The sequence below is a fragment of the Streptococcus parasanguinis genome (assembly GCF_000963275.1).
GTDB lineage: Bacteria > Bacillota > Bacilli > Lactobacillales > Streptococcaceae > Streptococcus > Streptococcus parasanguinis_B.
Window position 1 is genome coordinate 90,488 of the sequence record NZ_JYOW01000001.1, and the last position, 26,265, is coordinate 116,752.

22 protein-coding genes are annotated in these 26,265 nt (G+C 44.3%); 13 read left to right on the top strand and 9 right to left on the bottom strand.

Annotation, left to right across the window (positions count from 1 at the left end):
* The 3 genes from TZ97_RS00510 (at position 1) to dtd (ending at position 3,996) form a co-directional block, all read left to right on the top strand.
* Entirely contained in the window at positions 1-744 is a 744-nt protein-coding gene (locus TZ97_RS00510) for a 16S rRNA (uracil(1498)-N(3))-methyltransferase (RefSeq protein ID WP_045759023.1), read from the top strand.
* Positions 745-949: 205 nt separating this feature from the next.
* The gene (locus TZ97_RS00515; RefSeq protein WP_045759024.1) at positions 950-3,169 is read left to right on the top strand and encodes a RelA/SpoT family protein; all 2,220 of its coding nucleotides are present in this window, start codon (positions 950-952) and stop codon (positions 3,167-3,169) included.
* Between the two features lie 383 nt (positions 3,170-3,552).
* Positions 3,553-3,996: a D-aminoacyl-tRNA deacylase gene (gene dtd / locus TZ97_RS00520; RefSeq protein ID WP_003009902.1), complete on the top strand. Its 444-nt coding sequence runs from the start codon at positions 3,553-3,555 to the stop codon at positions 3,994-3,996.
* A gap of 21 nt (positions 3,997-4,017) precedes the next feature.
* On the opposite strand, the gene TZ97_RS00525 is transcribed toward dtd, so the two are convergent.
* Entirely contained in the window at positions 4,018-4,671 is a 654-nt protein-coding gene (locus tag TZ97_RS00525; RefSeq protein WP_045759025.1) for a metal-dependent transcriptional regulator, read from the bottom strand.
* A gap of 124 nt (positions 4,672-4,795) precedes the next feature.
* Between TZ97_RS00525 and TZ97_RS00530 the strand changes: the two genes are divergently transcribed.
* Entirely contained in the window at positions 4,796-5,821 is a 1,026-nt protein-coding gene (locus TZ97_RS00530; RefSeq protein ID WP_045759026.1) for a DUF3114 domain-containing protein, read from the top strand.
* Between the two features lie 34 nt (positions 5,822-5,855).
* On the opposite strand, the gene tpx is transcribed toward TZ97_RS00530, so the two are convergent.
* From tpx to TZ97_RS00550, 4 genes are all read right to left on the bottom strand, one after another.
* Positions 5,856-6,350, bottom strand: a complete 495-nt coding sequence (tpx, locus tag TZ97_RS00535) for a thiol peroxidase (protein WP_045759027.1) — start codon at positions 6,348-6,350, stop codon at positions 5,856-5,858.
* An 87-nt stretch (positions 6,351-6,437) separates the two neighbouring features.
* Complete coding sequence (gene fimA / locus TZ97_RS00540; RefSeq protein ID WP_045759028.1) at positions 6,438-7,367, bottom strand: metal ABC transporter substrate-binding lipoprotein/fibrin-binding adhesin FimA; 930 nt, start codon at positions 7,365-7,367, stop codon at positions 6,438-6,440.
* Positions 7,368-7,378: 11 nt separating this feature from the next.
* Positions 7,379-8,221, bottom strand: a complete 843-nt coding sequence (locus TZ97_RS00545; protein ID WP_003004302.1) for a metal ABC transporter permease — start codon at positions 8,219-8,221, stop codon at positions 7,379-7,381.
* Positions 8,218-8,940: a metal ABC transporter ATP-binding protein gene (locus tag TZ97_RS00550; protein ID WP_045759029.1), complete on the bottom strand. Its 723-nt coding sequence runs from the start codon at positions 8,938-8,940 to the stop codon at positions 8,218-8,220. Before TZ97_RS00550 ends, TZ97_RS00545 begins: the two co-directional genes overlap by 4 nt.
* 192 nt (positions 8,941-9,132) lie before the next feature.
* Between TZ97_RS00550 and TZ97_RS00555 the strand changes: the two genes are divergently transcribed.
* Positions 9,133-11,028, top strand: coding sequence for a M13 family metallopeptidase (locus tag TZ97_RS00555; RefSeq protein ID WP_045759030.1), 1,896 nt, complete (start codon positions 9,133-9,135; stop codon positions 11,026-11,028).
* Positions 11,029-11,531: 503 nt separating this feature from the next.
* Positions 11,532-12,623: a glycerol dehydrogenase gene (locus TZ97_RS00560; protein WP_031574902.1), complete on the top strand. Its 1,092-nt coding sequence runs from the start codon at positions 11,532-11,534 to the stop codon at positions 12,621-12,623.
* 316 nt (positions 12,624-12,939) lie between these two features.
* Here the strand turns inward: TZ97_RS00560 and TZ97_RS00565 are convergent, their stop codons facing one another.
* Positions 12,940-14,262 (bottom strand): DUF1958 domain-containing protein, encoded by a 1,323-nt coding sequence (locus tag TZ97_RS00565; protein ID WP_080934797.1) that lies wholly within the window; start codon positions 14,260-14,262, stop codon positions 12,940-12,942.
* Between the two features lie 165 nt (positions 14,263-14,427).
* Here TZ97_RS00565 and TZ97_RS00570 point away from each other — a divergent pair, with 165 nt between their 5' ends.
* Together TZ97_RS00570 and leuS are read left to right on the top strand one after the other, a co-directional pair.
* The gene (locus TZ97_RS00570) at positions 14,428-16,404 is read left to right on the top strand and encodes a peptide ABC transporter substrate-binding protein (RefSeq protein WP_045759032.1); all 1,977 of its coding nucleotides are present in this window, start codon (positions 14,428-14,430) and stop codon (positions 16,402-16,404) included.
* A 270-nt stretch (positions 16,405-16,674) separates the two neighbouring features.
* On the top strand, positions 16,675-19,176 hold the full coding sequence (leuS, locus tag TZ97_RS00575; protein WP_045759033.1) for a leucine--tRNA ligase: 2,502 nt from the start codon (positions 16,675-16,677) through the stop codon (positions 19,174-19,176).
* Between the two features lie 97 nt (positions 19,177-19,273).
* Here the strand turns inward: leuS and TZ97_RS00580 are convergent, their stop codons facing one another.
* Genes TZ97_RS00580 through cbiM form a run of 3 tightly spaced genes read right to left on the bottom strand, consistent with a single transcriptional unit; the run spans position 19,274 to position 21,776 of the window.
* On the bottom strand, positions 19,274-19,999 hold the full coding sequence (locus tag TZ97_RS00580) for an energy-coupling factor ABC transporter ATP-binding protein (RefSeq protein ID WP_045759034.1): 726 nt from the start codon (positions 19,997-19,999) through the stop codon (positions 19,274-19,276).
* Positions 20,000-20,011: 12 nt separating this feature from the next.
* On the bottom strand, positions 20,012-20,800 hold the full coding sequence (locus tag TZ97_RS00585) for an energy-coupling factor transporter transmembrane component T (RefSeq protein WP_021154343.1): 789 nt from the start codon (positions 20,798-20,800) through the stop codon (positions 20,012-20,014).
* On the bottom strand, positions 20,793-21,776 hold the full coding sequence (gene cbiM, locus TZ97_RS00590) for a cobalt transporter CbiM (protein ID WP_021154344.1): 984 nt from the start codon (positions 21,774-21,776) through the stop codon (positions 20,793-20,795). The genes TZ97_RS00585 and cbiM overlap by 8 nt, the downstream gene beginning before the upstream one ends.
* A gap of 290 nt (positions 21,777-22,066) precedes the next feature.
* Here cbiM and TZ97_RS00595 point away from each other — a divergent pair, with 290 nt between their 5' ends.
* Genes TZ97_RS00595 through TZ97_RS00615 form a run of 5 tightly spaced genes read left to right on the top strand, consistent with a single transcriptional unit; the run spans position 22,067 to position 26,243 of the window.
* Entirely contained in the window at positions 22,067-22,516 is a 450-nt protein-coding gene (locus tag TZ97_RS00595) for a MarR family winged helix-turn-helix transcriptional regulator (protein WP_024054888.1), read from the top strand.
* Positions 22,517-22,534: 18 nt separating this feature from the next.
* Positions 22,535-23,389, top strand: coding sequence for an SDR family oxidoreductase (locus tag TZ97_RS00600; RefSeq protein WP_045759035.1), 855 nt, complete (start codon positions 22,535-22,537; stop codon positions 23,387-23,389).
* Positions 23,382-24,110, top strand: a complete 729-nt coding sequence (locus tag TZ97_RS00605) for an ATP-binding cassette domain-containing protein (RefSeq protein ID WP_045759036.1) — start codon at positions 23,382-23,384, stop codon at positions 24,108-24,110. Before TZ97_RS00600 ends, TZ97_RS00605 begins: the two co-directional genes overlap by 8 nt.
* Positions 24,103-25,623 carry an ABC transporter permease/substrate-binding protein gene (locus tag TZ97_RS00610; protein ID WP_045759037.1) on the top strand — a complete coding sequence of 507 codons (1,521 nt, stop codon included), beginning with the start codon at positions 24,103-24,105 and terminating at the stop codon, positions 25,621-25,623. Before TZ97_RS00605 ends, TZ97_RS00610 begins: the two co-directional genes overlap by 8 nt.
* The gene (locus TZ97_RS00615; RefSeq protein WP_003009934.1) at positions 25,620-26,243 is read left to right on the top strand and encodes an endonuclease III domain-containing protein; all 624 of its coding nucleotides are present in this window, start codon (positions 25,620-25,622) and stop codon (positions 26,241-26,243) included. The genes TZ97_RS00610 and TZ97_RS00615 overlap by 4 nt, the downstream gene beginning before the upstream one ends.
* Positions 26,244-26,265 lie beyond the last annotated feature (22 nt).

Consider the following 26,265-nt stretch of genomic DNA (forward strand, 5'->3'; position numbering starts at 1 on the left):
ATGCAGCAGTATTTTGTAAAAGGTTTGGCTAGCTCACCTGTCACCATAGAGGACAAGGAGACCAGCAAGCACATGTTTCAGGTCATGCGCTTAAAAGAAGATGATGAGGTGACTTTGGTCTTTGATGATGGGATCAAGCGTTTGGCGCGCGTGGTAAATGTAGAAGCCCGTAAGTTGGAGCTAATCGAGGAATTAGCTGACAATGTGGAACTGCCAGTCCAAGTGACCATCGCATCAGGCTTTCCCAAGGGAGACAAGCTCGAGTTCATCACTCAGAAAGTAACGGAACTCGGTGCCAGCCAAATCTGGGCCTTCCCTGCAGACTGGTCCGTTGCTAAGTGGGACGGCAAGAAATTGGGTAAAAAGGTCGAGAAACTAGAAAAAATCGCCCTCGGAGCAGCCGAGCAGAGTAAGCGAAATCTGGTCCCAAGCATTACCCTTTTTGAGAAAAAGGCAGACTTTCTGGCTCAGTTCGACCAGTTTGACCGGATCGTGGTGGCCTATGAAGAGTCAGCTAAAGAGGGGGAGGCAGCCACTCTGATTCAGTCGCTGACCAGATTAGAAGCTGAAAGTAAACTGCTCTTTATCTTTGGACCAGAGGGTGGTCTATCCCCTGCAGAAATTGAAAGTTTTGCAGCCAAAGGAGCAGTCCTTGCAGGACTTGGACCTCGCATTCTCCGAGCAGAAACAGCACCACTCTATGCTCTCAGCGCAGTGAGTGTTGTTACAGAATTAATGAACTAACGAAGTGAAGGAACCGCTTCGTTAGTTTTTTTACAAAAATCTTCTATTTTCAAAAATTTTTACGAATTATTAAAGTGAAGGGAGATTCAGAATGATCTCTTGATAAGATCCGTATATCCGTATATCCGTATATTAAAGTAGCTTCATTGGTTCCCATCTGCTTCTAAAAGTGTTAAAATAGTATCCAAGAAACTGGAGAAAACGAATGCCAAAAGAAGAGAATTTAACTGGGGACCAAGTCGTTGCCCTTACAAAAAAATATTTATCACCTGAAGATGTTGCTTTTGTGCAAAAGGCTTTGGTCTATGCAGTTGATTGCCACAGTGGTCAATTCCGTCAGTCTGGTGAGCCTTATATTATTCACCCGATTCAAGTTGCAGGGATTCTTGCCAAGCTGAAACTGGATGCTGTGACGGTGGCCTGTGGTTTTTTGCATGATGTCGTTGAAGATACGGATGCAAGCTTAGATGATTTAGAACGCGAATTTGGTCATGATGTGCGCGTGATTGTCGATGGGGTGACCAAACTCGGGAAGGTTAAGTACAAGTCCCACGAAGAGCAATTGGCGGAAAACCATCGCAAGATGCTCATGGCCATGTCTCAAGATATCCGCGTGATTTTGGTTAAATTGGCTGACCGCTTACATAATATGCGTACCTTGAAGCATTTGCGCAAGGACAAGCAAGAGCGTATTTCGCGTGAGACCATGGAGATCTATGCACCACTAGCCCATCGTCTCGGGATTTCCAGCGTTAAGTGGGAGCTTGAGGATTTGTCTTTCCGTTATTTGAATGAGACAGAATTCTACAAGATTTCTCACATGATGAAGGAAAAGCGTCGTGAGCGAGAAGAGTTGGTGGAAGAAGTCGTCCACAAGATCGAGACCTATGCAGGGGAACGCCATTTGCATGGAAAAATCTATGGCCGACCAAAGCATATCTACTCCATCTACCGCAAGATGCAGGATAAGAAGAAGCGCTTTGATGAAATTTATGACTTGATTGCGATTCGCTGTATCCTGGATACTCCAAGTGATGTCTATGCTATGCTGGGTTATATCCATGAACTTTGGAAACCGATGCCAGGGCGTTTTAAGGATTATATCGCCAACCGAAAGGCCAATGGCTACCAGTCAATCCATACGACTGTCTATGGCCCTAAAGGACCGATTGAGTTCCAGATCCGTACCAAGGAAATGCACGAGGTTGCTGAGTATGGGGTTGCGGCTCACTGGGCCTATAAAAAAGGGATCAAGGGTCAGGTCAACAGCAAGGAATCGGCTATTGGGATGAACTGGATCAAGGAGATGATGGAACTCCAAGACCAGTCAGGCGATGCCAAAGAATTTGTTGAAAATGTAAAAGAAGACATCCTGGCAGAAGAGATTTACGTCTTCACACCAGATGGAACCGTGCGCTCGCTTCCGAAAGATTCCGGACCGATCGATTTTGCCTATGAAATCCACACCAAGGTTGGGGAAAAAGCGATTGGTGCCAAGGTCAACGGCCGGATGGTGCCCCTCAATACCAAACTTCGGACGGGAGATCAGGTGGAGATTATCACCAATGCCAATTCCTTTGGTCCGAGCCGTGACTGGCTGACCCTTGTTAAAACTAGCAAGGCACGCAACAAGATCCGTCAATTCTTTAAAAATCAAGACAAGGAATTGTCGATTAACCGTGGTCGTGACCTCTTGATGGTCCAATTCCACGAGCATGACTTGGTAGCCAATAAGTTCATGGACAAAAAGCACATGGACAAAGTGCTACAAAAATCAAGCTATAAGACAGAAGAAGCCTTGTTTGCGGCCATTGGTTTTGGAGAGATTGGGGCTATTACCATCTTTAACCGCTTGACGGAGGATGAACGCCGGGAAGAAGAGCGGGCTAAGGCACGCGCAGAAGCAGAAGAGCTAGTCAAAGGTGGCGAGGTCAAGGTTGAAAATAAAAAAGACACCCTGAAGGTCCGTCACGAAGGTGGCGTGGTTATCCAAGGTGCTTCTGGACTCTTGATTCGGATTGCTAAGTGTTGTAATCCAGTTCCAGGTGATGAAATCGTCGGCTACATCACCAAAGGACGCGGTGTTGCCATTCACCGTCAGGACTGTATGAACCTCCGAGCTCAAGACAACTACGAGCAACGCTTGATCGATGTAGAATGGGAAGATAACAATACGACCAAGGACTACATTGCTCACATCGATATTTACGGTCTCAACCGTGCCGGACTTCTGAACGATGTACTCCAAGTCCTCTCCAATACAGCTAAGATGGTCTCAACCGTCAATGCCCAACCAACCAAAGATATGAAATTTGCCAATATCCACATTTCCTTTGGGATTCCAAACTTGTCTATGTTGACAACGGTTGTGGATAAGATTAAGAGTGTGCCGGAGGTGTACTCTGTTAAGCGTACCAACGGCTAGTTTTCTACGAAAATCGACTTCATACTGCGTTAGTTTCGACTGGCCTAACTACAGTTATGCCTGCGTCTCACTGCCTTGTCTGATGTCGATTTTCTTTGAAGAAGCTAGGATGTGCTCAGAACTCTTTTATTGCTTCGTTAGCTCGCCTCGCCGTACTTCAGTACTGTCTTTGTCTCGCTGTCTCGCACTAAAAGCAACTGAACAGCCTTTACTTTTCAGATAGTATGCCTGCGTCTCACCGCCTTGTTTGATGTCGATTTTCTTTGAAGAAGCTAGGATATGTTCAGAACTCTTTTATTGCTTGGTTAGCTCGTCGTCTGTGGTTGACGTTCTTTCAAGGGTAGCAGTGAATGCTCAATAGATTTATAAAATAGGATAATAAAATGAAATTAGTAATTCAACGGGTCAAGAGTGCCTCGGTTTCCATTGATGGTCAAGTCTACAATGCGATCCAGCAAGGCTTGCTGCTCCTAGTAGGTGTCGGTCCAGATGACGATCAGAAAGATTTAGATTATGCGGTCCGCAAGGTATCGCAGATGCGTATTTTCTCAGATGAGGAAGATAAGATGAATCTTTCGGTCAAAGATATTCAAGGAGAAATCTTGTCGATCTCTCAATTTACCCTCTTTGCGGAGACAAAAAAAGGCAACCGTCCTGCTTTTATAGGGGCTGCCAAGCCAGATATGGCCAGTCAGTTATATGATGCCTTTAATGATCAATTAGAAAAAGAAGTCCCTGTCAAACGAGGGATCTTTGGAGCCGATATGGCGATTGAATTGATCAATGATGGTCCAGTGACGATTTTGCTAGATACAAAACATCCATAAGTAAGAAAACATGCAGTCAAATTAGACTGCATGTTTTTCGATATAGAGTTGTTGGGCGATCACTTGGTTGATAGAAATTTCTTGTCCATGGATAACGAAGTGATAGAGTCCTGTGTAGTCATCGTACCGTTGAAACGCGATGGTATCACCAATTTGGAGATGGATCTGGTCTAAAAATTTTAACAATTCATAGGTGTCATAGACCCTTTGCAGAATATACAGACCAGGCTCAGTCGTTTCACTGAGACGGTCTTGGTAGGCTTCGACAAGCCTTTCACCTTTCTTTGGAATTGTCCCACCATGAGGGCAGGTCTTAGGATTTCCAAGCATGTGATCCAGCCGGTCGATGAAATGTTCAGAAACGGTATGCTCGAGAACTTCTGCCTCTTCATGGACTTCTTCAGTTGTGTAGCCAAGATTTTTCAGCAGAAATACTTCGATCAAGCGGTGCTTGCGGTAGAGATCAGAGACCAATTGCGAGCCCAGATCTGTTAGTAGATAGCCATGGGTCTTATCTTTCACCAAGAGGCCCTCAGAGATCATGCGCTTAATCATCTCGGTCACAGCGGGTGGAGAGACCTGCATGCGACTAGCGATTTCTTTATTACTGATTTTTTCTACTTCTGTGCCAATTTCATAAATGCACTTGAGGTAATCTTCTTTGTTTGGTGTCATGCTTTCCTCTTTTCTTCGCTCACTTCTAGTATATCAAAAAAATCCTCAAAAACGCTAGTGGAGTAATGAGAATTGTCTCAAGCTCCAAAAGATGGTAGTATAGAAGCATAGAAAGGATGGCATCATGAACAGACGGGAATTAGCGAGACTAGGCTGGAGAGAGAATAGTTTAGCCTATCTAGAGAAGCACTTGCAGGGATACAAAGATCCGCAAGCCTACCAAGAACAATACCAGTCTGTCTTTTTCTTTGCCAGTCCTCTGTTTCAAAACATGTGGTTTCAAGAGATCAAGGATCTAACGGAAACTGCTGCCCAAGACTTGCTGAGGGGCGTTATGAAAATTCTCCTTATGCCGAGTGACCTGTCTGGAACTTGTGAAGAAACAGCCTTTCTTCTGAGTAGGATGGCTCCAGATTGTCCGCCAGGATCCGACTTTTGGACGGCTTTTTCACGTGTCGTGCAAATCGCCTTTGAAAAGGATCCCTTAGCAGATCAGTCGGGAGATCAGCTCTTGAAACGCCAGGTTCACCAGTTGCGCTACCTACTTTCAAGTTACCAAGCCCAGTGGATTCGGACGCATGAGGCCAGAGCTGGACAGACTGACGAGGAGGCCTTACAAGCTTACTTACAGGAGGCTAGAGCGGTCACGGTGGATGCTTATGCGGCTGCCCGCCTTCACAATAAGGTCTCCCTAGGGCCAGATGGTCACCTTCATTATCCATCAGGGGCCTCCCAACAAGTCAATTTCAAGGTCTTGTTAAATTTTCATACGGAGTATATTCTCGATCAAGCCGGGCGTTTTCTCAATGAAGTCGATCCAGTAGAAGTTTCTGAAAATGGCATTGTCAATGGGGCTAGTTTTAACTACGGGCTGGCTAGGGGACGGACCCATAAGGACTTAGATATTGACCCCGTCAAAGCTTGGGATCCAGCCTTTCGCAAGCAGGTCCTCTATCAGCAAGATGTTCGCTATCTAGCCCCTAAAAATGATCGCAGTGTCGAAGGCTACTGGAGTCGAAAAGGAGTCTTTGCACAAGGAGGCAAGAGCTACAAGCAACAAGTGGCACAGCGCGTGCGGAGTTTCCTCAGAGGCATCCCTCGCTTACGCTGGCGCGTCCTCCTACAGAATGGACTTCATCGGATTTTATAGCAATGGAAAAGAGGTCGCAGACCTCTTTTTTCATTTATCCAAGCGCATTGACGGCTTCGATTGCAGCGTCGTAATTTGGTTCGCTGTTGATATTGTCTAGGTATTCAACGTAAGTAACCTTGTTATCCGCATCTAAGACCAAGACAGCGCGTGCGAGTAGGTGCCATTCATTGATCAAGAGGCCGTATGCTTTCCCGAAGGAATGGTCGTAGTAGTCTGAGAGCATGATGGCATTGTCGAGCCCTTCAGCAGCGCACCATTTACCTTGAGCAAAAGGAAGGTCGACAGAGACCGTCAAGACGACAGTGTCTTCCATATCCGATAAGGTTTGATTGAAGTGACGTGTTTGCATCGAACAGATACCTGTGTCGATGGATGGGATCACGCTGAGGACTTTTTTCTTGCCAGCAAAATCAGCTAAAGATTTCTTCTCAAGAGCTGGAGTGATCAATGAAAAGTCATGAGCAGTATCGCCAACTTGAAGTTGAGATCCGGTAAAGGTAACAGGGTTTCCTAAAAATGTTGTCATAGCAAAGACTCCTTTTTTCTTTTCATTGTACATCAATGAAGGGGGAAGAGCCACTGATTTGTTTGAGAATCTAATCAGTTTGGAATCTTATTTGTTCAAACCTTCTGCGATCTTGTCTAAGTTCCATTTCATCATGCTGTAGTAGCTATCACCTTTTTCTCCCTCTTTGGCAATGGAATCAGTGAAGATCTTTGCATAGATCGGGATATTGGTATCTTTAGACACAGTTTTCATAGGACGTTCATCGACGCTAGATTCAACAAAGAGGGCAGGCACCTTGGTTTGCCGGAGCTTTTCTACCAGCGTTTTGATTTGGTCAGGTGTGCCTTCTTCTTCCGTATTGATTTCCCAGATATAGGCGGATGGGACGCCGTAGGCTTTGGAGAAGTATTTGAAGCAGCCTTCGCTGGTTACAATCATCTTCTTCTCTTCTGGGATATTGTTGAATTTTTGTTTGGCTTCTTGGTCGAGCTTGCTGAGTTTTTCAGTATAGGCAGCTAGATTTTTTTCGTAGAAGTCCTTGTTTTTGGGATCTTTTGCGATCAATTGTTTGGCAATGTTTTTAGCGTAGAGGATCCCGTTTTCGAGATTGAGCCAAGCGTGAGGGTCTTCTTTTCCAGCTTGGTTTTGGCCTTCCAAGTAGATGACGTCGACTCCGTCGCTAGCTGCGAAATAGTCTTTGTTTTCAACTTTATTGGCATTTTTGACCAATTTAGTAAACCAAGCATTGCCACCGGTTTCGAGGTTGATCCCGTTGTAGAAGATGAGGTCTGCTTGCGAAGTCTTTTTGACATCTTCTGGAAGCGGTTCGTACTCGTGAGGATCTTTGCCGACAGGAACGATACTGTGCAGCTCGATCTTATCCCCAGCTATATTTTTGGTGATATCTGCAAGGATGGAGTTGGTGGTGACCACTTTCAATTTATCAGAAGCTCCAGAAGAAGAGCCTTTGCTACAGGCCAACAGACCAAATAAGAGCGCCACAAAGAGGGCGAGGATAGAAGTGAATTTTTTCATGGTTTTCTCCTTTAATGAGATGAAAGAGCGTGCTTATTCTTTCTCTGCTTAGGAGCGATAAAGAAGCTGATGAGAAAGAAGACAGCAGAAGTGAGGACAATACAAGACCCGACGGCGATGTTTAAGCTATAGCCAATAAAGAGTCCCAGGATGGATGCAAGAGCACCTAATCCGGATGAAAGGAGCATCATGGACCAGAGACTATTGGTATAGAGATAGGCCGTCGCAGCGGGTGTAATGAGCATGGCGACGATGAGAATGGTTCCGACACTCTGCATAGCAGTGACAGAAACCAAGGTCAAGAGCACCATAAGGAGGTAGTGATAGACCTTGACCCGGACGCCCATGGATTGAGCCAGAACAGGATCAAAAGATGTGAGCAGTAAGGGTCGAAAGAGTAGGACAATCACCAGCAAGACCGCAGCACCAACACCGATGGTTATCCACATATCCCGGTCTTGGACGGCCAAGATATTCCCAAAGAGGATGTGGAAAAGGTCGGTGGAACTTTTAGCGACTCCAATCAGGATGACTCCTAAGGCGAGGAAAGAAGAAAAGGTAATCCCAATTGCAGTGTCGCTCTTGATGATGGAGTTGCTCTTGATATAGGTGATAAGGACGGACGCCAGGAGGCCAAAGACAATAGCGCCAATAAAGAAATTGATGCCCAGGATAAAGGAGAGAGCCACACCAGGAAGAACTGCGTGTGAGATAGCGTCTCCCATGAGAGACATGCCTCTTAAAATAATGAAGCATCCAACGGCTCCAGCGACAATCCCGATGGCGATGGCTGTGATCAGGGCATTCTGTAAGAAGTGGAATTGCTGTAATCCATCGATAAATTCTGTAATCATCCGACGCCACCTCCTATAAAGAGTTCATGCCCATAGGCTGCATGCAGATTTTCTTTGGTAAAGGTTTCCTCTGTTTTCCCAAATGCAATCAGTTTACGATGAAGGAGGAGGACCTGGTCGAAATAAGCTGGGACCTTGCTGAGGTCGTGATGGACGATCAGAATGGTCTTGCCTTCTTGTTTCAAGGTCTGGAGGGTCTGCATGATGATGTCTTCGCTGACAGAGTCAATCCCTGCGAAGGGCTCATCCAAAAAAATGACATCCGCTTCTTGGACCAAGCAGCGGGCGATCAGCACCCGTTGGAATTGCCCTCCTGAAAGCTGGCCGATCTGGCGATCCGCTAGATCAAGAAGATTGACAAGTTTCAAGGCATTTTCCACTTTTTGGAGATCTTCTTTGCTTTTTCTCTTGAAGATCGGAAGATGGGGATAGAGACCCAGTGAGATGCACTCTCTCACCGTGATGGGAAAGTGGAAATCAATAGCGGATTTCTGTTCGACGTAGGCCACCCGTTGAAGAACTTGGCTGAGATCTTTTTGATCGAGCTGGACCTTTCCCGCATGAGGGAGAAGTCCTAGCATGGCCTTGATTAGGGTTGATTTTCCAGCCCCATTGGGGCCAAGAATGCCTAGGATGGTTGGACCCTGGATGGTGAGGGAAAGATCCTCCAAGGCCAGTGTTTGCTGGTAAGCAACACTGAGATGCTCAATTTGAATCATGATTTTGCTCCTTTACCATTAATATACATGAATAAAAAAATTAAGTCAAGTTAATTTTTGAAATAATTATACACGAATAAAAAGTTAAGTCAAGTTAATTTTTAAAATAATTCAACTTAAATCTCTTGAAATCATTGAAAAAAGTTCCTATTTTTGATAAGGTTATTACAAAAGAATGAAAGCGAGAAGATCATGGTACGTTTACAAGATGATTTTTATGATTACGTCAATGGGGCATGGGCTGAGACAGCTGTGATTCCAGATGACAAACCGTCAACCGGTGGTTTTATGGACTTGATCCAAGATATCGAAAACTTGATGTTGGATATTACCGGAAAATGGCAAAGAGGAGAAGAATTGCCTGAAGATAGCATTCTGCAAAACTTTGTCAAATACCACAAAATGGTGGCAGATTTTGATGCACGGGAAGCAGCTGGTGTGGCTCCAGCTATGCCCTTGATCAACGAAATCAAGGCCTTATCTTCCTTTGAAGACTATACCAGCAAGTTGGGCACCTATGAGCTAGCTGGCAAACCAAATCTCTTGCCATTTAGCGTGTCACCAGACTTTATGAATGCCCAAATGAATGTCTTGTGGGGAGAAGCACTCGGTTTGATTTTGCCTGATACAACCTACTATGAAGAAGACAATGAAAAAGGACCAGAGTTATTAGCTGTTTGGCGTCAAATGGTTGAAAAACTCTTGGCAAAATTCGATTTCTCAGAGGAAGAAATCAAAGATATCCTAGATAAGGTCATTGCGGCTGATGCAGAATTGGCCAAATATGTCTTGTCAAACGAAGAAAAATCAGAGTACAACAAACTCTACCATCCTTATGAATGGGCAGATTTCAAGGCCTTGGTTCCAGAATTGCCACTCGATACTTTCTTTACAGAAGTGATCGGACAAACGCCAGATACTATCATCGTGCCAGAAGAGCGTTTCTGGAAGGAATTTGCACCAAAATACTACTCGGCAGCCAACTGGGAAACCATTCATGCCAAATTGAAACTTGGTGCAGCTTTAGATTGGACGTCTTTCTTGACGGAAGAAATCCGTGTCTTGTCTGGTGAATATGGACGGATCATCACGGGGATTCCAGAAGCACGTCCGAAAGAAAAAGCCGCTCTGGCCTTGGCAGAAGGACCTTATAGCCAAGCACTTGGACTCTGGTATGCGGGAGAAAAATTCTCACCAGAAGCAAAAGCAGATGTAGAGCATAAAGTAGCGACCATGATTGACGTCTATAAGGAGCGCTTAGAAAAAGCAGACTGGCTCGCTCCTGAAACTCGTGAAAAAGCCATTGTCAAACTCAATGTCATCACACCACATATCGGCTACCCTGAAAAATTACCAGAAACATACGCCAAAAAGATCATCGACGAAAGCAAGACCTTGGTTGAAAATGCTCAAGCCCTTTACGAAATTTCCATTGCCCATACTTGGAGCAAGTGGAACCAACCGGTTGATCGAAGCGAATGGCACATGCCAGCCCACCTGGTCAATGCCTACTATGATCCGCAACAAAACCAAATCGTCTTCCCAGCAGCGATTTTACAAGCACCTTTCTATGACCTTCACCAATCATCATCAGCCAACTACGGCGGAATCGGTGCAGTCATTGCCCATGAAATCTCCCACGCCTTTGACACCAATGGTGCTTCCTTTGATGAGCACGGTAGCTTGAAAGACTGGTGGAAGCCAGAAGATTACGAAGCCTTTACCGCTCGGACTCAAAAAGTCATCGATCAGTTTGAAGGACAAGACTCTTACGGTGCCAAGATCAACGGGAAATTGACCGTTTCTGAAAACGTAGCAGACCTCGGTGGTATCGCTGCAGCCCTTGAAGCAGCGAAGAAAGAAGCAGACTTCTCAGCAGAAGAATTCTTCACTAATTTTGCTCGTATCTGGCGCATGAAAGCTCGGACAGAGTACATGCAACTCCTCGCAAGTGTCGATGTCCACGCACCAGGAAAACTCCGCACCAATGTCCAATTACCAAACTTTGACGAATTCTTTGAAACCTTTGATGTCAAAGAAGGCGACGGCATGTGGCGCGCACCAGAGGATCGTGTGATTATTTGGTAAACTAAGATAGGAGAGACGATTCGGTTTACCGAAACTTCCTGCAGAAAAATAGGAAATCAATGCCGCATTCCCTGAATGCCAATTGATTTATCTTTTTTCCAAAGGAAGTAGTCTCGACTTCAGTTAAGCAATTGATTGATTTTCTTGACCATGTGGGCCATGCCCACCAGGCAATCTCTCTTTTTCTCGACGCTTTTAGGGCGAGTTCAATTTCGTGATAGTAGTTTTGTTGATCAAAGGAAGTAGTCTCGACTTCAGTTAAGCCATTGATTGATTTTCTCAATACTTGTAAAAAAATAAAAATCCCCAAAGTCAAGTTTCAACCTACTGAAACTAGCTTTGGGGATTTTTGATAATAAGATTCATCAAATAAAAACGAAGCGCTTCCAATGACTGCGTGAACAGATAAATTTAATTGAGTGGTGCCTTGTATAATTCTTTGAATTTCATAGAAATAAATGCTACTATAGGTGTGAACTAAATAAATTTTAAAGGAGCAGACTATGAGAAATTTTGCAAGTCCGTCACGTTACATTCAAGGTGAGAATGCCTTATTTGAAAATGCACAATCTATTTCAGAATTAGGGAATCACCCTGTTTTGCTATGTGATTCAGTGGTCTATGATATCGTAGGGAAGCGTTTTGAAGAATACCTTGGTCAAAATGGGCTCACGGTTTTGCCAGTCTTCTTCAATGGAGAAGCTTCTGACAACGAAATCAATCGTGTGGTTAGTCTGGCAGAAGAAAATGGCTGTGATTTGGTCATTGGACTTGGTGGAGGAAAGACCATCGATAGTGCAAAAGCTATTGCTGATCTTCTAAAATCACCAGTTGTGATTGCTCCGACCATCGCCTCTACAGATGCTCCCGTTTCCGCCTTGTCGGTTATCTATACGGATGAGGGTGCCTTTGAGCGCTATATCTTCTATTCTAAGAACCCAGAATTGGTCTTGGTGGATAGCAAAGTGATCTCTCAAGCACCAAAACGTTTGCTCGCCTCTGGTATCGCAGATGGATTAGCGACTTGGGTAGAAGCGCGTGCGGTGATGCAAGCGAATGGAAAAACCATGTTGGGTCAACGACAAACCTTAGCGGGTGTCGCCATTGCACAACGTTGTGAAGAAACCTTATTTGCAGACGGTCTTCAAGCCATGGCTGCTTGTGAAGCCAAAGTTGTAACACCTGCTCTTGAAAACATTATTGAAGCTAATACCCTTCTCAGTGGTATTGGATTTGAAAGTGGGGGATTAGCTGCTGCCCATGCCATCCATAATGGCTTTACAGCCCTTACTGGGGACATCCACCATTTAACTCACGGTGAAAAAGTAGCCTACGGAACGCTCGTTCAATTGTTCTTGGAAAACCGTCCGAAGGAAGAATTGAATAAATACATTCGTTTCTATCAACAAATCGGTATGCCAACCACTCTGAAAGAAATGCATCTTGAAACTGCAAGTTATGAAGATCTTCTCAAGGTTGGCCAACAGGCCACCATCGAAGGAGAAACCATCCATCAAATGCCATTTGAAGTGAAGGCTTCTGATATTGCCCAAGCCATCGTAGCAGTAGATGCCTACGTTCAAGGTTTAGACTAAATCAATATCTGTCATTCACAGATAATGTAGACAAACTGATTTTTTACATCAAACAAACTAATGGATGCCTAAAAAATTAAAATTAGATACTTTTTAAGGCTCATTAAAAAATGCTTAGGAACTTTCCGCCGTGAGAAAAGTGCTAGAAACACGATTGTTTCTAGCACTCGGGAGTTTTGGAACTTTAGGTCCAAAACTAAGTCATGGAACTTCTTCGAAGTTCGCTGACGTCCGTACTCACCTAAGGAAAGTTTCTAAGACGGCTTTGTCGACAAACCAAGAACTCCCATACCTTATGGTAATGGGAGTTCTTTTCCTATTTTCTTCTTTTTGGATCGGTTTGTTTAAAGATCAGGTATAAAATTCCGGCAGGCAGGAAGCAGAAGAGCCACATGACATCGAGTCCCTTGCTTTTACTGCTAGAGGTCGTTGTTTTAGACTCACTGACGGTCACTCCCGGTTTAATGCTTGGAGATACCTGTTGCAAGCCGTTCTGAACGACTAGGCGGTTGTCTTCCAGTTTTAGCGCTGGCTTCGTCCCCTTCTTAACGGTCGCATAGAAGTCTTGCTTCAAGTGAATGGTCTGCCCGTCGATGGTATGATCGCCTGCAGAAAGGATTTTTTTATACTGGTAGTCTGCGAACATTTTCTCAGCCAAGGTATTCCCGATTTGATTGCGGTAACTTTCGGCGATCTCGACATCGTAGTTTCCAACCCCCAAAATGACTTCGATAATCCGCTGTTTACCCCGCTTGGTTGTCGCGGTGTAGTTGTAGTCAGCAGTCGGGCTGGATCCAGTTTTGAGTCCATCTGTTCCTTTAAGGGCGAATTTTCCACCTTCGAGGGAAGTATTGTAGTTATCGTAGCTTTGCTCGTAGGGGGTTCCTTCCATGATCGTAGTGTGAGCTTGCTTGGTGTATTCCAACATTTCTGGCAGGTCGTTTACGATGTGATAAGCCAGAATAGACATGTCCCGCGCTGTGATTTCGTTATTCGCATTGACATCGTAGCGCTGAGGATTGTAGTAGCCCTGAAGGACCGAGATCATCGCCCCATTTGGATTGTGCCATTTGGTATGGCTCATCCCCATTTCTTGCGCGTACTGATTCATTAAGTCCAAAAACTTATCGGGATCATTGTCAGTGACGGCGTTGGCGAGCATAATCACGGCCGCACTGGAAGATGGAACAAAGAGCATCTTGATCAATTCAGATACTTTGTAGTCTACACCAGCTACAATAGGTGAGTTACTTAACAGATTGTTTTCTGAGATGGCTTGGTCTGCCTCTGTTGCTGTGACTACGGTATCGTACTTGATCTTGCCTTCTTTAAGAGCCCGAAAAACAACATAGGCACTCATGAGCTTGGCCATGCTTCCTGAGTCCCGGACCGTGTCGATATTGTCTCCGTACAATATAGCTCCAGTATTGGCGTCGATGACGATGTCAGCCTTGGGCTTGTAAAAATCGTCCAATACCAGTCCAGCGTCGGCTGCGATTTTCATGACATCTTCTTGCTGGTAGATGTCGTCCGCAAAAGCAGTGGAAATAGGGCCTAATGCCAAGACTCCTACAAGGAGGGACAAGAGGCTGTGTTTTAGTCGTTTGTGTAAATGTCTCCAATAATTCATAGATTCCATTATATCATACAGGCCAGGGATTCAACTTGAAAAAATTTTAGAAAAAGTAGAAATTGAAAAAATAAAGAAAAAATAGAATAATTTCGCAGTAAAAGCGTTTACATTTCCCTAGAAAGTGCTATAATTTAAATTGAGTATAACATTTTTTACAATGAGGTGATTTATATGAACAAAGGGAAGGTACTCTTAGCTACCAGCGCTCTGCTTTTATCAGCTGGTGTACTGGCAGCCTGCTCAGGAGGAAAATCTGGAAGTTCCGGCGATCAGACTTTTAGCTATGTCTATACCCAGGATCCGGATACTTTCGACTATTCGATTTCTAATAAAAAATCGACTTCCGAGTTTACAGGAAATGCGATAGATGGCTTGTTGGAAGTGGACAAGTACGGGAACTTGATCCCATCGCTTGCTAAAGACTGGACTGTTTCCAAGGATGGCTTGACCTATACTTATAAACTCCGTAAAGGGGTCAAATGGATGACTTCTGAAGGGGAAGAATATGGAGAAGTCAAAGCCCAAGACTTTGTCACAGGCCTCAAACACGCGGCAGACAAGAAATCACAAGCGATTTACTTGGTCCAAAAATCTGTCAAAGGCTTGGATGATTATGTTTCAGGGAAGACATCTGATTTCTCAACTGTTGGAGTAAAGGCTATTGATGATTATACCGTTCAATATACCTTGAGCCAGCCTGAAAGCTTCTGGAATTCTAAGACCACGATGGGGATCCTGATGCCGGTCAACGAAGAATTCTTGAAATCCAAGGGAGATGATTACGGTCAAGGAACCTCTCCGTCTAGTATCCTCTACTGCGGACCTTATTTGATCAAATCCATTACTTCGAAATCTTCTGCGATATTAGAAAAAAATCCAACCTACTGGGATGCGGAAAATGTCAAGATCAGTAAAGTCAAACTGACCTATTATGATGGTCAAGACTCCGAGTCTCTGATCCGTGGATTTGATAACGGTGACTATACAGTTGCCCGTGTTTTCCCAAATGGTTCCAACTATAAGAGTGTAGAGAAGAAGCATAAGGACGACATCGTCTATACTGACCAAGGTTCCTCAACCTATAACCTTTCCTTCAACATTGACCGTCAGGCCTATGAAATCACAAAGAAGACCACGGATGCTCAAAAGGCCTCTACCAAGAAAGCAATCTTGAACAAGGACTTCCGTCAAGCTATTATGTTTGCCTTCAACCGCAAGGCTTATGTAGCGCAAACTAACGGGGAAGCGGGTGCCAATAAGGTGATCCGTAATACCTTTACGCCACCAAACTTTGTCCAAATCGATGGCAAACAATTTGGTGATGCAGTAGAAAAAGATTTAGAAGCTTATGGGGATGAATGGAAAGGGGTCTCTGTCGCAGATGGAAAAGACACCCTCTACAATCCAAGCAAGGCCAAAGAAGAGTTTGCCAAAGCTAAGGCAGAATTGCAGTCTCAAGGAGTTGAATTCCCAATTCATTTAGACCTTCCAACTTCTTCGACTTATACGGAAGGAATCAAACAAGCCCAATCCTTCAAACAGTCGATTGAATCTACATTGGGAGCAGAAAATATTGTCATCGATCTGAATATGGTTTCTGAGGATGATCTTCAACGAGTGACTTACTTTGCTGAAAATGCTTCCCAACAAGACTGGGATCTAAACAATAACTTGGGCTGGGGACCAGACTATACGGACCCATCTTCTTACATCGACATCACCAGTGGTAAATCTGGTGAAAATGCCAATTCTTACTTTGGATTCGATGCTGGTACGGATAATGCGGCGGCAAAAGCAGCTGGCTTTGATGAGTACAATCAATTAATTGAAGACGCTCAAAAAGAAAACACAGATGTCAACAAGCGTTATGAAAAATATGCTGCGGCTCAAGCTTGGTTGACCGATAGTGCCCTCTTGATTCCGATTCATTCGGATGGAGCTTCTCCAGTCGTTCGTAAGACTGTACCATACTCTGCAGCCTTTGCTTGGACCGGCCACAAGGGTCAAACCTTTAACTATAAGTATTTAGAAGTTCAAGACAAGGTCGTAGCGGCGAAAGACTACGACAAAGCGCGTGAACAATGGAAGAAAGAAAAAGAAAAATCCAATAAAAAAGCGCAAGAAGAACTTGAAAAGCATGTGAAATAGACTTTTCTTAGCGAAAACAGGAAGGGGGAGTGGGAAAGAACTCGGACTGGATGAAAAGAGTTCGTTTTCCCACCCCCGCACAGTTGATTAGGTCATCTTTGGAGCTTAAAAAGCGAACAAAGATGCCAATCAACCACTGCGTCATACTGTTATTTCTATCAAGCATCGAAGGCTGGACAGTTTTTGCCCAGTCTCTTTTTCTTTGCCGGAACCTTTAAAAATCGCCTAAAAATGGTATAATAGGAGCATCACGAAAATTGGAGAGACGCTATGAGTTTTTACGATCATAAAGAAATCGAGCCTAAGTGGCAAAAATACTGGGCTGACCATCACACTTTTAAGACAGGAACAGATGCCTCAAAACCTAAGTTTTATGCGCTTGACATGTTCCCTTACCCATCTGGAGCGGGTCTTCACGTAGGACACCCAGAAGGCTACACAGCGACTGATATCCTCAGCCGTTTCAAACGTGCACAAGGCTACAACGTCCTTCACCCAATGGGCTGGGATGCTTTTGGTTTGCCTGCAGAGCAATACGCTATGGATACAGGAAATGACCCAGCGGAATTCACGGCAGAAAACATTGCTAACTTCAAACGCCAAATCAATGCGCTTGGCTTCTCATACGACTGGGACCGTGAAGTCAACACAACAGATCCAAACTACTACAAATGGACGCAATGGATCTTCACTAAGCTTTATGAAAAAGGTTTGGCTTATGAAGCAGAAGTGCCAGTCAACTGGGTGGAAGAATTGGGAACAGCTATCGCCAACGAAGAAGTACTTCCAGATGGAACATCTGAGCGTGGTGGCTATCCAGTTGTCCGTAAACCAATGCGCCAATGGATGCTTAAAATCACTGCCTATGCAGAGCGCTTGCTCAATGACTTGGATGACCTTGACTGGCCAGAGTCTATCAAGGACATGCAACGCAACTGGATTGGTAAATCAACTGGTGCCAATGTCACTTTCAAGGTAAAAGGGACAGACAAGGAATTCACAGTCTTTACCACTCGTCCTGACACCCTTTTTGGTGCGACCTTCACTGTTTTGGCTCCTGAGCATGACTTGGTAGATGCTATCACAAGTCCAGAACAGGCCCAAGCTGTAGCGGACTACAAACACCAAGCCAGCCTTAAATCAGACTTGGCTCGTACAGACCTTGCTAAGGAAAAAACAGGGGTTTGGACTGGTGCTTATGCTATCAACCCTGTCAACGGTAAAGAAATTCCAATCTGGATTGCGGACTACGTTCTTGCTAGCTATGGTACAGGTGCGGTAATGGCTGTTCCAGCTCACGACCAACGTGACTGGGAATTTGCTAAACAATTCGGACTTCCAATTGTAGAAGTGTTGGAAGGTGGAAATGTAGCAGAAGCTGCTTACACAGAAGATGGCCTTCACGTCAACTCAGACTTCTTGAACGGTCTTAACAAAGAAGAAGCAATTGCTAAAATCGTGGCTTGGTTGGAAGAAAAAGGCTTCGGTCAAGAAAAAGTTACCTACCGTCTCCGTGACTGGCTCTTTAGCCGTCAACGTTACTGGGGTGAACCAATCCCAATCATTCATTGGGAAGATGGCACTTCAACAGCCGTTCCAGAAAGTGACTTGCCACTTGTCTTGCCAGTCACCAAGGACATCCGCCCTTCAGGTACTGGTGAAAGCCCACTAGCTAACTTGACCGACTGGCTGGAAGTGACGCGTGAAGATGGCGTCAAAGGTCGTCGTGAGACCAATACGATGCCACAATGGGCAGGTTCAAGCTGGTACTACCTCCGCTATATCGATCCACATAACACAGAAAAATTGGCTGATGAGGATCTCCTCAAACAATGGTTGCCAGTGGATATCTATGTGGGTGGTGCAGAACATGCCGTACTTCACTTGCTTTACGCTCGTTTCTGGCATAAATTCCTCTATGACCTTGGTGTTGTACCGACTAAAGAGCCATTCCAAAAACTCTTTAACCAAGGAATGATCTTGGGAACCAGCTACCGTGACCACCGTGGTGCTCTTGTAGCAACTGACAAGGTTGAAAAACGTGACGGTTCCTTCTTCCACATGGAAACAGGGGAAGAATTGGAGCAAGCACCAGCCAAGATGTCGAAATCCCTCAAGAACGTGGTCAACCCAGACGATGTGGTGGAACAATACGGTGCCGATACCCTTCGTGTCTATGAAATGTTCATGGGACCACTTGATGCTTCAATCGCTTGGTCTGAAGAAGGTCTAGAAGGAAGCCGTAAATTCCTCGACCGTGTTTACCGTTTGATCACAAGTAAAGAAATCGTTGCGGAAAACAATGGCGCTCTTGACAAGGTTTATAACGAAACGGTTAAATCTGTTACTGAGCAAATTGAGTCTATGAAATTCAACACAGCCATTGCCCAACTCATGGTCTTTGTCAATGCTGCTAACAAGGAAGATAAACTCTATGTGGATTACGCCAAAGGCTTCATCCAATTGATCGCCCCATTTGCCCCTCACTTGGCAGAAGAACTCTGGCAAACAGTCGCAGCAACAGGTGAGTCAATCTCTTACGTAGCTTGGCCAACATGGGACGAAAGCAAATTGATTGAAGACGAAATTGAAATCGTCGTTCAAATCAAAGGAAAAGTCCGTGCCAAACTCATGGTCGCTAAAGACCTTTCTCGTGAAGAATTGCAAGAAGTCGCGCTAGCTGACGAAAAAGTCAAGACAGAGATTGATGGCAAAGAAATCGTGAAAGTGATTAGTGTACCGAACAAGCTTGTAAATATCGTAACGAAATAAATTTAAAAGTCCTTCAGAGCTAAGCTCTGGAGGATTTTTTCGTTTGGTTGATTAAGGATCAAAAAAGCTTCGGTAGGAAGAACCCTACCGAGGCTTTTTAACATGTTGAAAACGATTGTTGAATATCTGGATGATTTTCCCAATCAGCTCGATTGTAGCTTCCTGTAATGGTGTGCTCTTCAGAAAAGAGCAGAACCCGTTCCACAATCGGAGCAATTTGCTCGAAATGGTGGGAGGAAATAACAATCGTTTTTCCTGCTGTTTTGAGTTCTTGGAACAAGGCGACAATCAGCTTCTGGTATTTGGGGGAGAGACCGTTAAAGGGCTCGTCAAATAGCAAGAGACTAGGATTCATGGTGAGGACACTGGCAATGGCGACTAGCTTCTTTTCCCCTCCGGAAAGATGGTAGGGAATACGATCTCTCAGGTGCTCAATCTCTAAAAGAGTGAGTGTATCATTGACGCGTTGTTCGATTTCAACTGCCGATAAGCCGAGTTGACGTGGGCCAAAAGCCAGTTCATCATAGACGCTTGTATTGAACAATTGGGTATCGCTGTTTTGAAAAATGAGTCCAACCTGCTGGAAGATTTGCCCAGCACGATGGGGATCTTTCAAGAAGTCTTTGTCAATGGTCCAATCCTTGAAGTGGTACTGACCAGAAGACAGGGGCAAGAGCCCAACCAGAATTTTAAAGAGGGTCGATTTTCCAGCTCCGTTTGGGCCCATCAAGCCCACGGTTTCCCCTTTTTGAATCTGGAGTTGAATATCGTGGACACCAGTTTCTTCGGTATAGTGGTAATTTCCATCCTGAATGGTAATCATAGGGCTTCCTTTCTAGCCAAGTAAGGTCGTGAAGGTCGTGAGAACCGCCAATTCCAATAGGAAAAAGACGTCTTCCTTCTTCCAGTGGAAGGCTTCTTTGCGCTTTGTATCCATACCGTAGCCTCTCAGCAACATGGCCTCGTAGACCTCTTTGGTATGGTTCTTCGTTGATAGATACAGGAGACCCAGAAGAGAGCCAAAGAGATGGAGGTTCACTTTTTGACCAACGGTCCGGAGTTGGACGCACTCAATTTGTTGGTGAAGGTGTTTTCCCAAAATATAACTATATTTCAGCGTAATATCAATGGTCTGGACAAAGGTCTTGGGGACATGTAGCTGCCTTAGGGCCTCAACCAGTTGGATGCTTGCGGTAGTGGCTAAAAAGAGAGAAATATTGAGGACAATCATCCCTGCACGTAGCAAAAAGAGCCCTCCATTTTGAAATCCTTGAAATAAGATGCTAGGTAATATCACAATTGTGGAAATCAGCAGCACCTTGAACAGGACCTTAAAGAGGTGGAGTAGGACCTCTCCAGGAAGCATGGCAATGTGCATTAACAAAAGGATACCAATCAACCACAGTTGGATGGGATGGTGGGCAGTCGTAATGAGAATGGCTAGAATTAAAAAGGAAACGAGTCGCATCCAAGACGAAGTTTTGGCCTTGAATGCGGGCGTCGTTTGTTTCATTTTGCCAAGAAAGTGGCGCAATGTTTGAAGATTCATTTGTAAATAGTGATGGCTTTTGGATGCTTCAAGAGTTGCTTGCTCTTGATGAAGCCAGTCAGGGAGTTTACGCATGAGAAGTTTTTTCTCCGTTCATTGATCGAATGATTTTACTGATGATATAGAAGATAAGGACGGCTGTCACGGCTGAGAGAATATAGCCGATCGCAATTTTAGTTCCAGGAATGGTGTAATCACTAAACAAGGCATCAAATGAGAATCCATTTTTGATCCCTGTTGGAACTTTGCCATGAAGCAGGCTACCCAATTCTTCAGCAGACCATTCACCAAAGGCTGTCCCATCTGCGAGAAGTCCAAGTGGGCTGAGGACGATCAAAGCAAGGAGCACCCAGCGAATTTTTTTAACGAATGAAGTTGTATTGACTGAACTTGGTGTGTACAACTCTGTAGGAGCGACTTGTTTGACAAAACGGTAAATCACAAAGGTGAAGAAGGCTTCGACCCAACCTGCTACAAGGAGGTGAGCTCCCAACATGGCAGGTACGGTAATACTCAATCCATAAGGGTTATAGAGCGGCTGACCAGCTTCTGAAGCGATGAGTGGTTGCAAGCCCAATTCAACACCAGCTAAGAAGGCTGCAGCATTGATCGAAAGATAAGAGCCGACAATGACGCCAAGCGTTTCCTGATGGTGCTTGCGGAACAAGCTATAAATAGCATAACCAACGAAAGGCATCACAATGGCCATGTTGAAAATATTGGCCCCAAGAGCGAGAATACCTCCATCCCCAAATAAGAAGGCCTGTAGCAGTAAGGCGACTGTCAGCGCCAGAGAGGCTGCATAGGGACCTATGAGAATGGCAAGAAGGGTTCCTCCGACAGCGTGAGCGGTCGTTCCGCCAGGGACAGGAACATTAAACATCATTAATAAGAAGGACAAAGAAGCAGCGATCCCAAGCATCGGAGCCAGCTCTTTATTTTCTTTTAATTGCACCTTGACTTTTTTGACAGATAAGACAATAACAGGTGCAGCAGCAACCGCTAAAACCGCACAACTTGCAGGACTAAGGTAATTATCTGGTATATGCATAACAAATTCTCCGTTAGTATGAATTATTTTCGTTAACAGATTACCACATTATAAAATCAGGTGTCGTTACAAAACGAGTCCAACATTTGTTACACATGCTAGAAAGAGGGCTATCTTGCTAAAAGAAATTAGTAGAAAGAAGAAGAAAAAACTAGTTTGAAGGGCTAGAAAGGCTTTTTTAAGGTGAATTTGGATAAAATTATTGGTTCCATATCGAAATAGTTGACAGATGTAACAAGCAGTGGTACAATGATTTTGATATTTCGATATAGAAATAAAAAGGAGACAAAATGGACAAGATGTTAGGGGGCTACCAAGCTTTACAGATACGCTTATTAGACGGGCGACTTTTTCAAAAACTCTTGAGCAAGGAACCAGATGCCCAATACCGAAGTGAACAGGGGAAAATTTTAACGATTTTGTGGAAGCAAGACTTGGGGTGCGCTACTGCGACCGATATCGCTCTTGCGACGGGCCTAGCCAATAATACATTGACCAGCATGGTTAAGAAACTGGAAGAACAAGGCTTGGTTACGATTCAACCTTGTACGCAGGATAAAAGGAAAAAATATATTTCTTTGACAGATCTCGGTTGGGCGCAAAAAGAAATTGGAGACCGCGTTAGTAAAGAGTTGGGTGAGATTTTCTACCAAGGCTTTTCGGATCAAGAGATCCGAGAATTTGAAGCCTATCAAGAGCGTATTATTGACAATTTAAAAGCTAAAGAAAATGACATCTAGGGAAAGGAAGAAACAGTTATGATTGGAATAACAGGTGTAACAGGGAAATTAGGCTCTTATGTGGCTGATCTTGTCGATAAAAAAGGAATTGCTTCTATCCATCTGGCAAGAAGCCCAGAGCGTGCAAAAGTCTACGCGTCTGCGGAAATCCGTAAAATAGTGTATACCAATACTCCAAAAGTGGTTGAGGCCTTGAAGGGGGTCGATGTCTTATTGATGGTCTCTGCTCGGGAAAATCCAGAGCGTGTTGAGGAACACAAGAGTCTTTTAGATGCCGCAAAGCTTGCTGGGGTGCAGCATATCGTCTGTACCTCCTTTTATGGGGCAGATGAGAAGGCAACTTTTACATTGTCTCGAGATCATGCCCAGACGGAAGCCTATATCAAGGAGTTGGGGTTCACCTACACTTTTTTGAGAGATAATTTTTACTTGGACTTCTTGATTGATATGGCGCTTGAAAATGGAGAGATTCGTGGTCCAGCAGGAAGTGGGAAGGTTTCAGCAGTTGCCCGTAAGGACACATCTAGTGTTGCAGCAGAGATTCTTTTACATGCTAAGAAATGGGAAAATCAAACCTTGAATTTGACAGGGCCAGAGGATCTTTCCATGGAAGAAATCGTAGCGCTTCTCTCAAAAGAGAGCGGTAAAACCATCGCGTATGTAGATGAATCAGTAGAAGAAGCCTATGAGTCACGGAAAAAATGGCCAGCACAAACTTGGGAGTATGATGCCTGGGTCAGTACCTATACAGCGATTAAAGCTGGAGAACAAGCTGGGGTTTCAACAGATGTCGAAAAAGTCCTAGGGTATCCAGCAAGTAGCTTATTGGATATTCTTAGAGACAGAAAACTTATTGAGGAAAAATATGATTGAATACAAACATGTAGCCTTGCGCTACACGGAAAAGGACATTTTGAAAGATGTCAATCTCCGCATTGAAAATGGAGAATTTATGGTTCTTGTGGGACCTTCAGGATCTGGAAAGACCACCATGATCAAGATGGTGAACCGTCTCTTGGAGCCGACGGATGGCAATATCTATATGGATGGGAAACGCATCAAAGAATATGACGAACGGGAGTTACGTCTCAGTACCGGCTATGTCCTTCAAGCCATTGCCCTATTTCCAAACTTGACCGTTGCTGAAAATATTGCTCTCATTCCTGAGATGAAGGGCTGGACTAAAGAACAAATTGCTTCTAAAACAGAAGAACTCTTGGCCAAGGTGGGGCTACCTGCTGCAGATTATGCTCATCGTTTACCAAGCGAGTTATCTGGTGGCGAGCAACAGCGGATTGGTATTGTGCGGGCTATCATTGGGGAACCAAAGATTCTATTGATGGACGAGCCTTTTTCAGCCTTGGATGCCATCTCCCGTAAGCAGTTGCAGGCTTTGACTAAAAAATTGCACAAAGAGTTTGGTATGACCACCATCTTCGTTACCCATGATACGGATGAGGCCTTAAAATTAGGGGATCAAATTGCAGTGTTGCAGGATGGAGAAATCCGCCAGGTGGCAGACCCTGAAACAATTTTACAAGCGCCTGCGACAGACTTTGTCGCAGATTTGTTTGGAGGTGCTCACCATGTCTAAACTACTTACAACTTTTCAAGATCGTTTTGGGGAATGGTTAACAGCCCTTGGGCAACACTTGCAATTGTCTCTTTTGACCTTATTGGTTGCTATTTTTCTGACCATCCCACTTGCGGTTTATCTAAATAGTCACAAAAAAGTGGCGAATTGGGTGCTACAAGTTGCGGGTATCTTCCAGACCATTCCCTCAATGGCTTTGTTGGGGCTCTTTATTCCTTTCATGGGGATTGGAACCTTACCGGCCCTTACAGCTCTAGTCATTTATGCTATTTTCCCGATTTTGGAAAATACAATCACAGCCTTGAACGGCATTGATCCTAGTCTTGAGGAGGCAGGGATTGCTTTTGGAATGACCAAGTGGGAGCGACTCAAGAAGTTTGAAATTCCACTGGCCATGCCTGTTATTGTATCAGGGGTTCGTACAGCAACCGTTATGATCATTGGGACAGCGACTTTAGCCGCTCTTGTTGGAGCTGGTGGATTGGGCTCCTTTATCCTTTTGGGGATTGATCGTCGAAATGCTAGTCTCATTTTAATCGGCGCAATCTCATCAGCCATTTTGGCCATTCTATTTAATGTTATTCTCAAATGGTTGGAAAAGGCCAAGTTGCGTACGATTGTTGCGGCCTTTGCGGTGATGCTCCTTGGTTTGGGAGCGAGTTATGCTCCAAGCATGATTCCTCAGAAAGAAAAAGAAAACCTAGTCATAGCTGGGAAATTGGGGCCTGAGCCTGAAATTCTCATGAATATGTACAAACTTCTCATTGAGGAAAATAGTGACATGACGGTGACCGTTAAGCCTAACTTTGGGAAGACAGATTTCCTTTATCAAGCGCTTAAAAAGGGTGATATCGATATCTATCCAGAATTTACAGGGACCATTACAAGCTCTCTCTTGCAACCAGCTCCTAAAGTCAGCAACGACTCCAAAGAAGTTTTCGAGGTTGCGCGTGATGGTATAAAGAAACAAGATAATCTAGCTTTACTCAAACCGATGGCTTATCAAAACACCTATGCGATTGCTGTTCCGAAAAGTATTGCGAAAGAGTATAATCTGAAGACGATTTCTGATCTCAAGAAAGTTCAGGACAAGCTCAAAGCTGGTTTCACGTTGGAATTTAACGACCGTGAGGACGGAAACAAAGGACTTCAATCAGTTTATGGACTAAATCTTAATGTGGCTACCATGGAGCCGGCACTTCGCTATGAGGCAATCCAACAAGGCAATATTCAAATAACAGATGCCTATTCAACAGACCCAGAAATTGCTCAATATAATTTAGTTGTTCTAGAGGATGACCAACACCTCTTCCCACCTTACCAAGGAGCACCCCTCATGAAAGAAGCTCTTCTTAAGAAACATCCAGAATTGGAAGGCATTCTGAACAAGTTGGCTGGCAAAATCACAGAGAGCCAAATGAGTCAGATGAACTACCAAGTGGGAGTAGAAGGAAAACCTGCTGCTAAAGTCGCACGTGAGTTTTTGGTAAAACAAGGACTATTGAAGAAATGATTAAGCAAGAAGAAATACAAGAAACTCTTTTGCGACTCTGCAAGCACTATGGAGAACAAAATTGGTGGCAATCGGATAACAAGATTGAAGATTTGGTATCGACCATTCTGATCCAGCGAACAACAGAGAAGAATGCTAAGTTGGCTTTAGCTGGTCTAATGGATGTCATGACAGTAGAGGGTATCCTGGCTTTACCGCTAGAAGAGTTACAGGAACGTATTCGACCTGCCGGATTTTTCAAGCAAAAGTCACAAACGATTAGGGGACTTCTGACCTGGTTAAGAGAAGTTGGTGGTTTTGAGTTTCTTGCCAGAATTGGAACAGAAGATTTACGGAAGCTACTGTTGGAGTTAAAAGGGATTGGACCAGAGACTGCAGATGCACTTTTACTTTATCTTTTTGATCGTCCCGTTTTTATTTCGGATGAATATGCGAGAAGACTTTTTCGACGCTTAGGATTTGGAAACTTTGATACCTATAATGACATGCATGCTGTTTACGGTAACGTCTTGGAAGGCCTCACTCTCAAACAATGCCAAGAGATTCATGCTGTCATTGATGAACATGGGAAAGCTTTTGGCAAAAGTAAAGGCCAGTTAGACGAAAGTTGGTTACGATAAAAAGAGCCTAGGACAGTAGTCC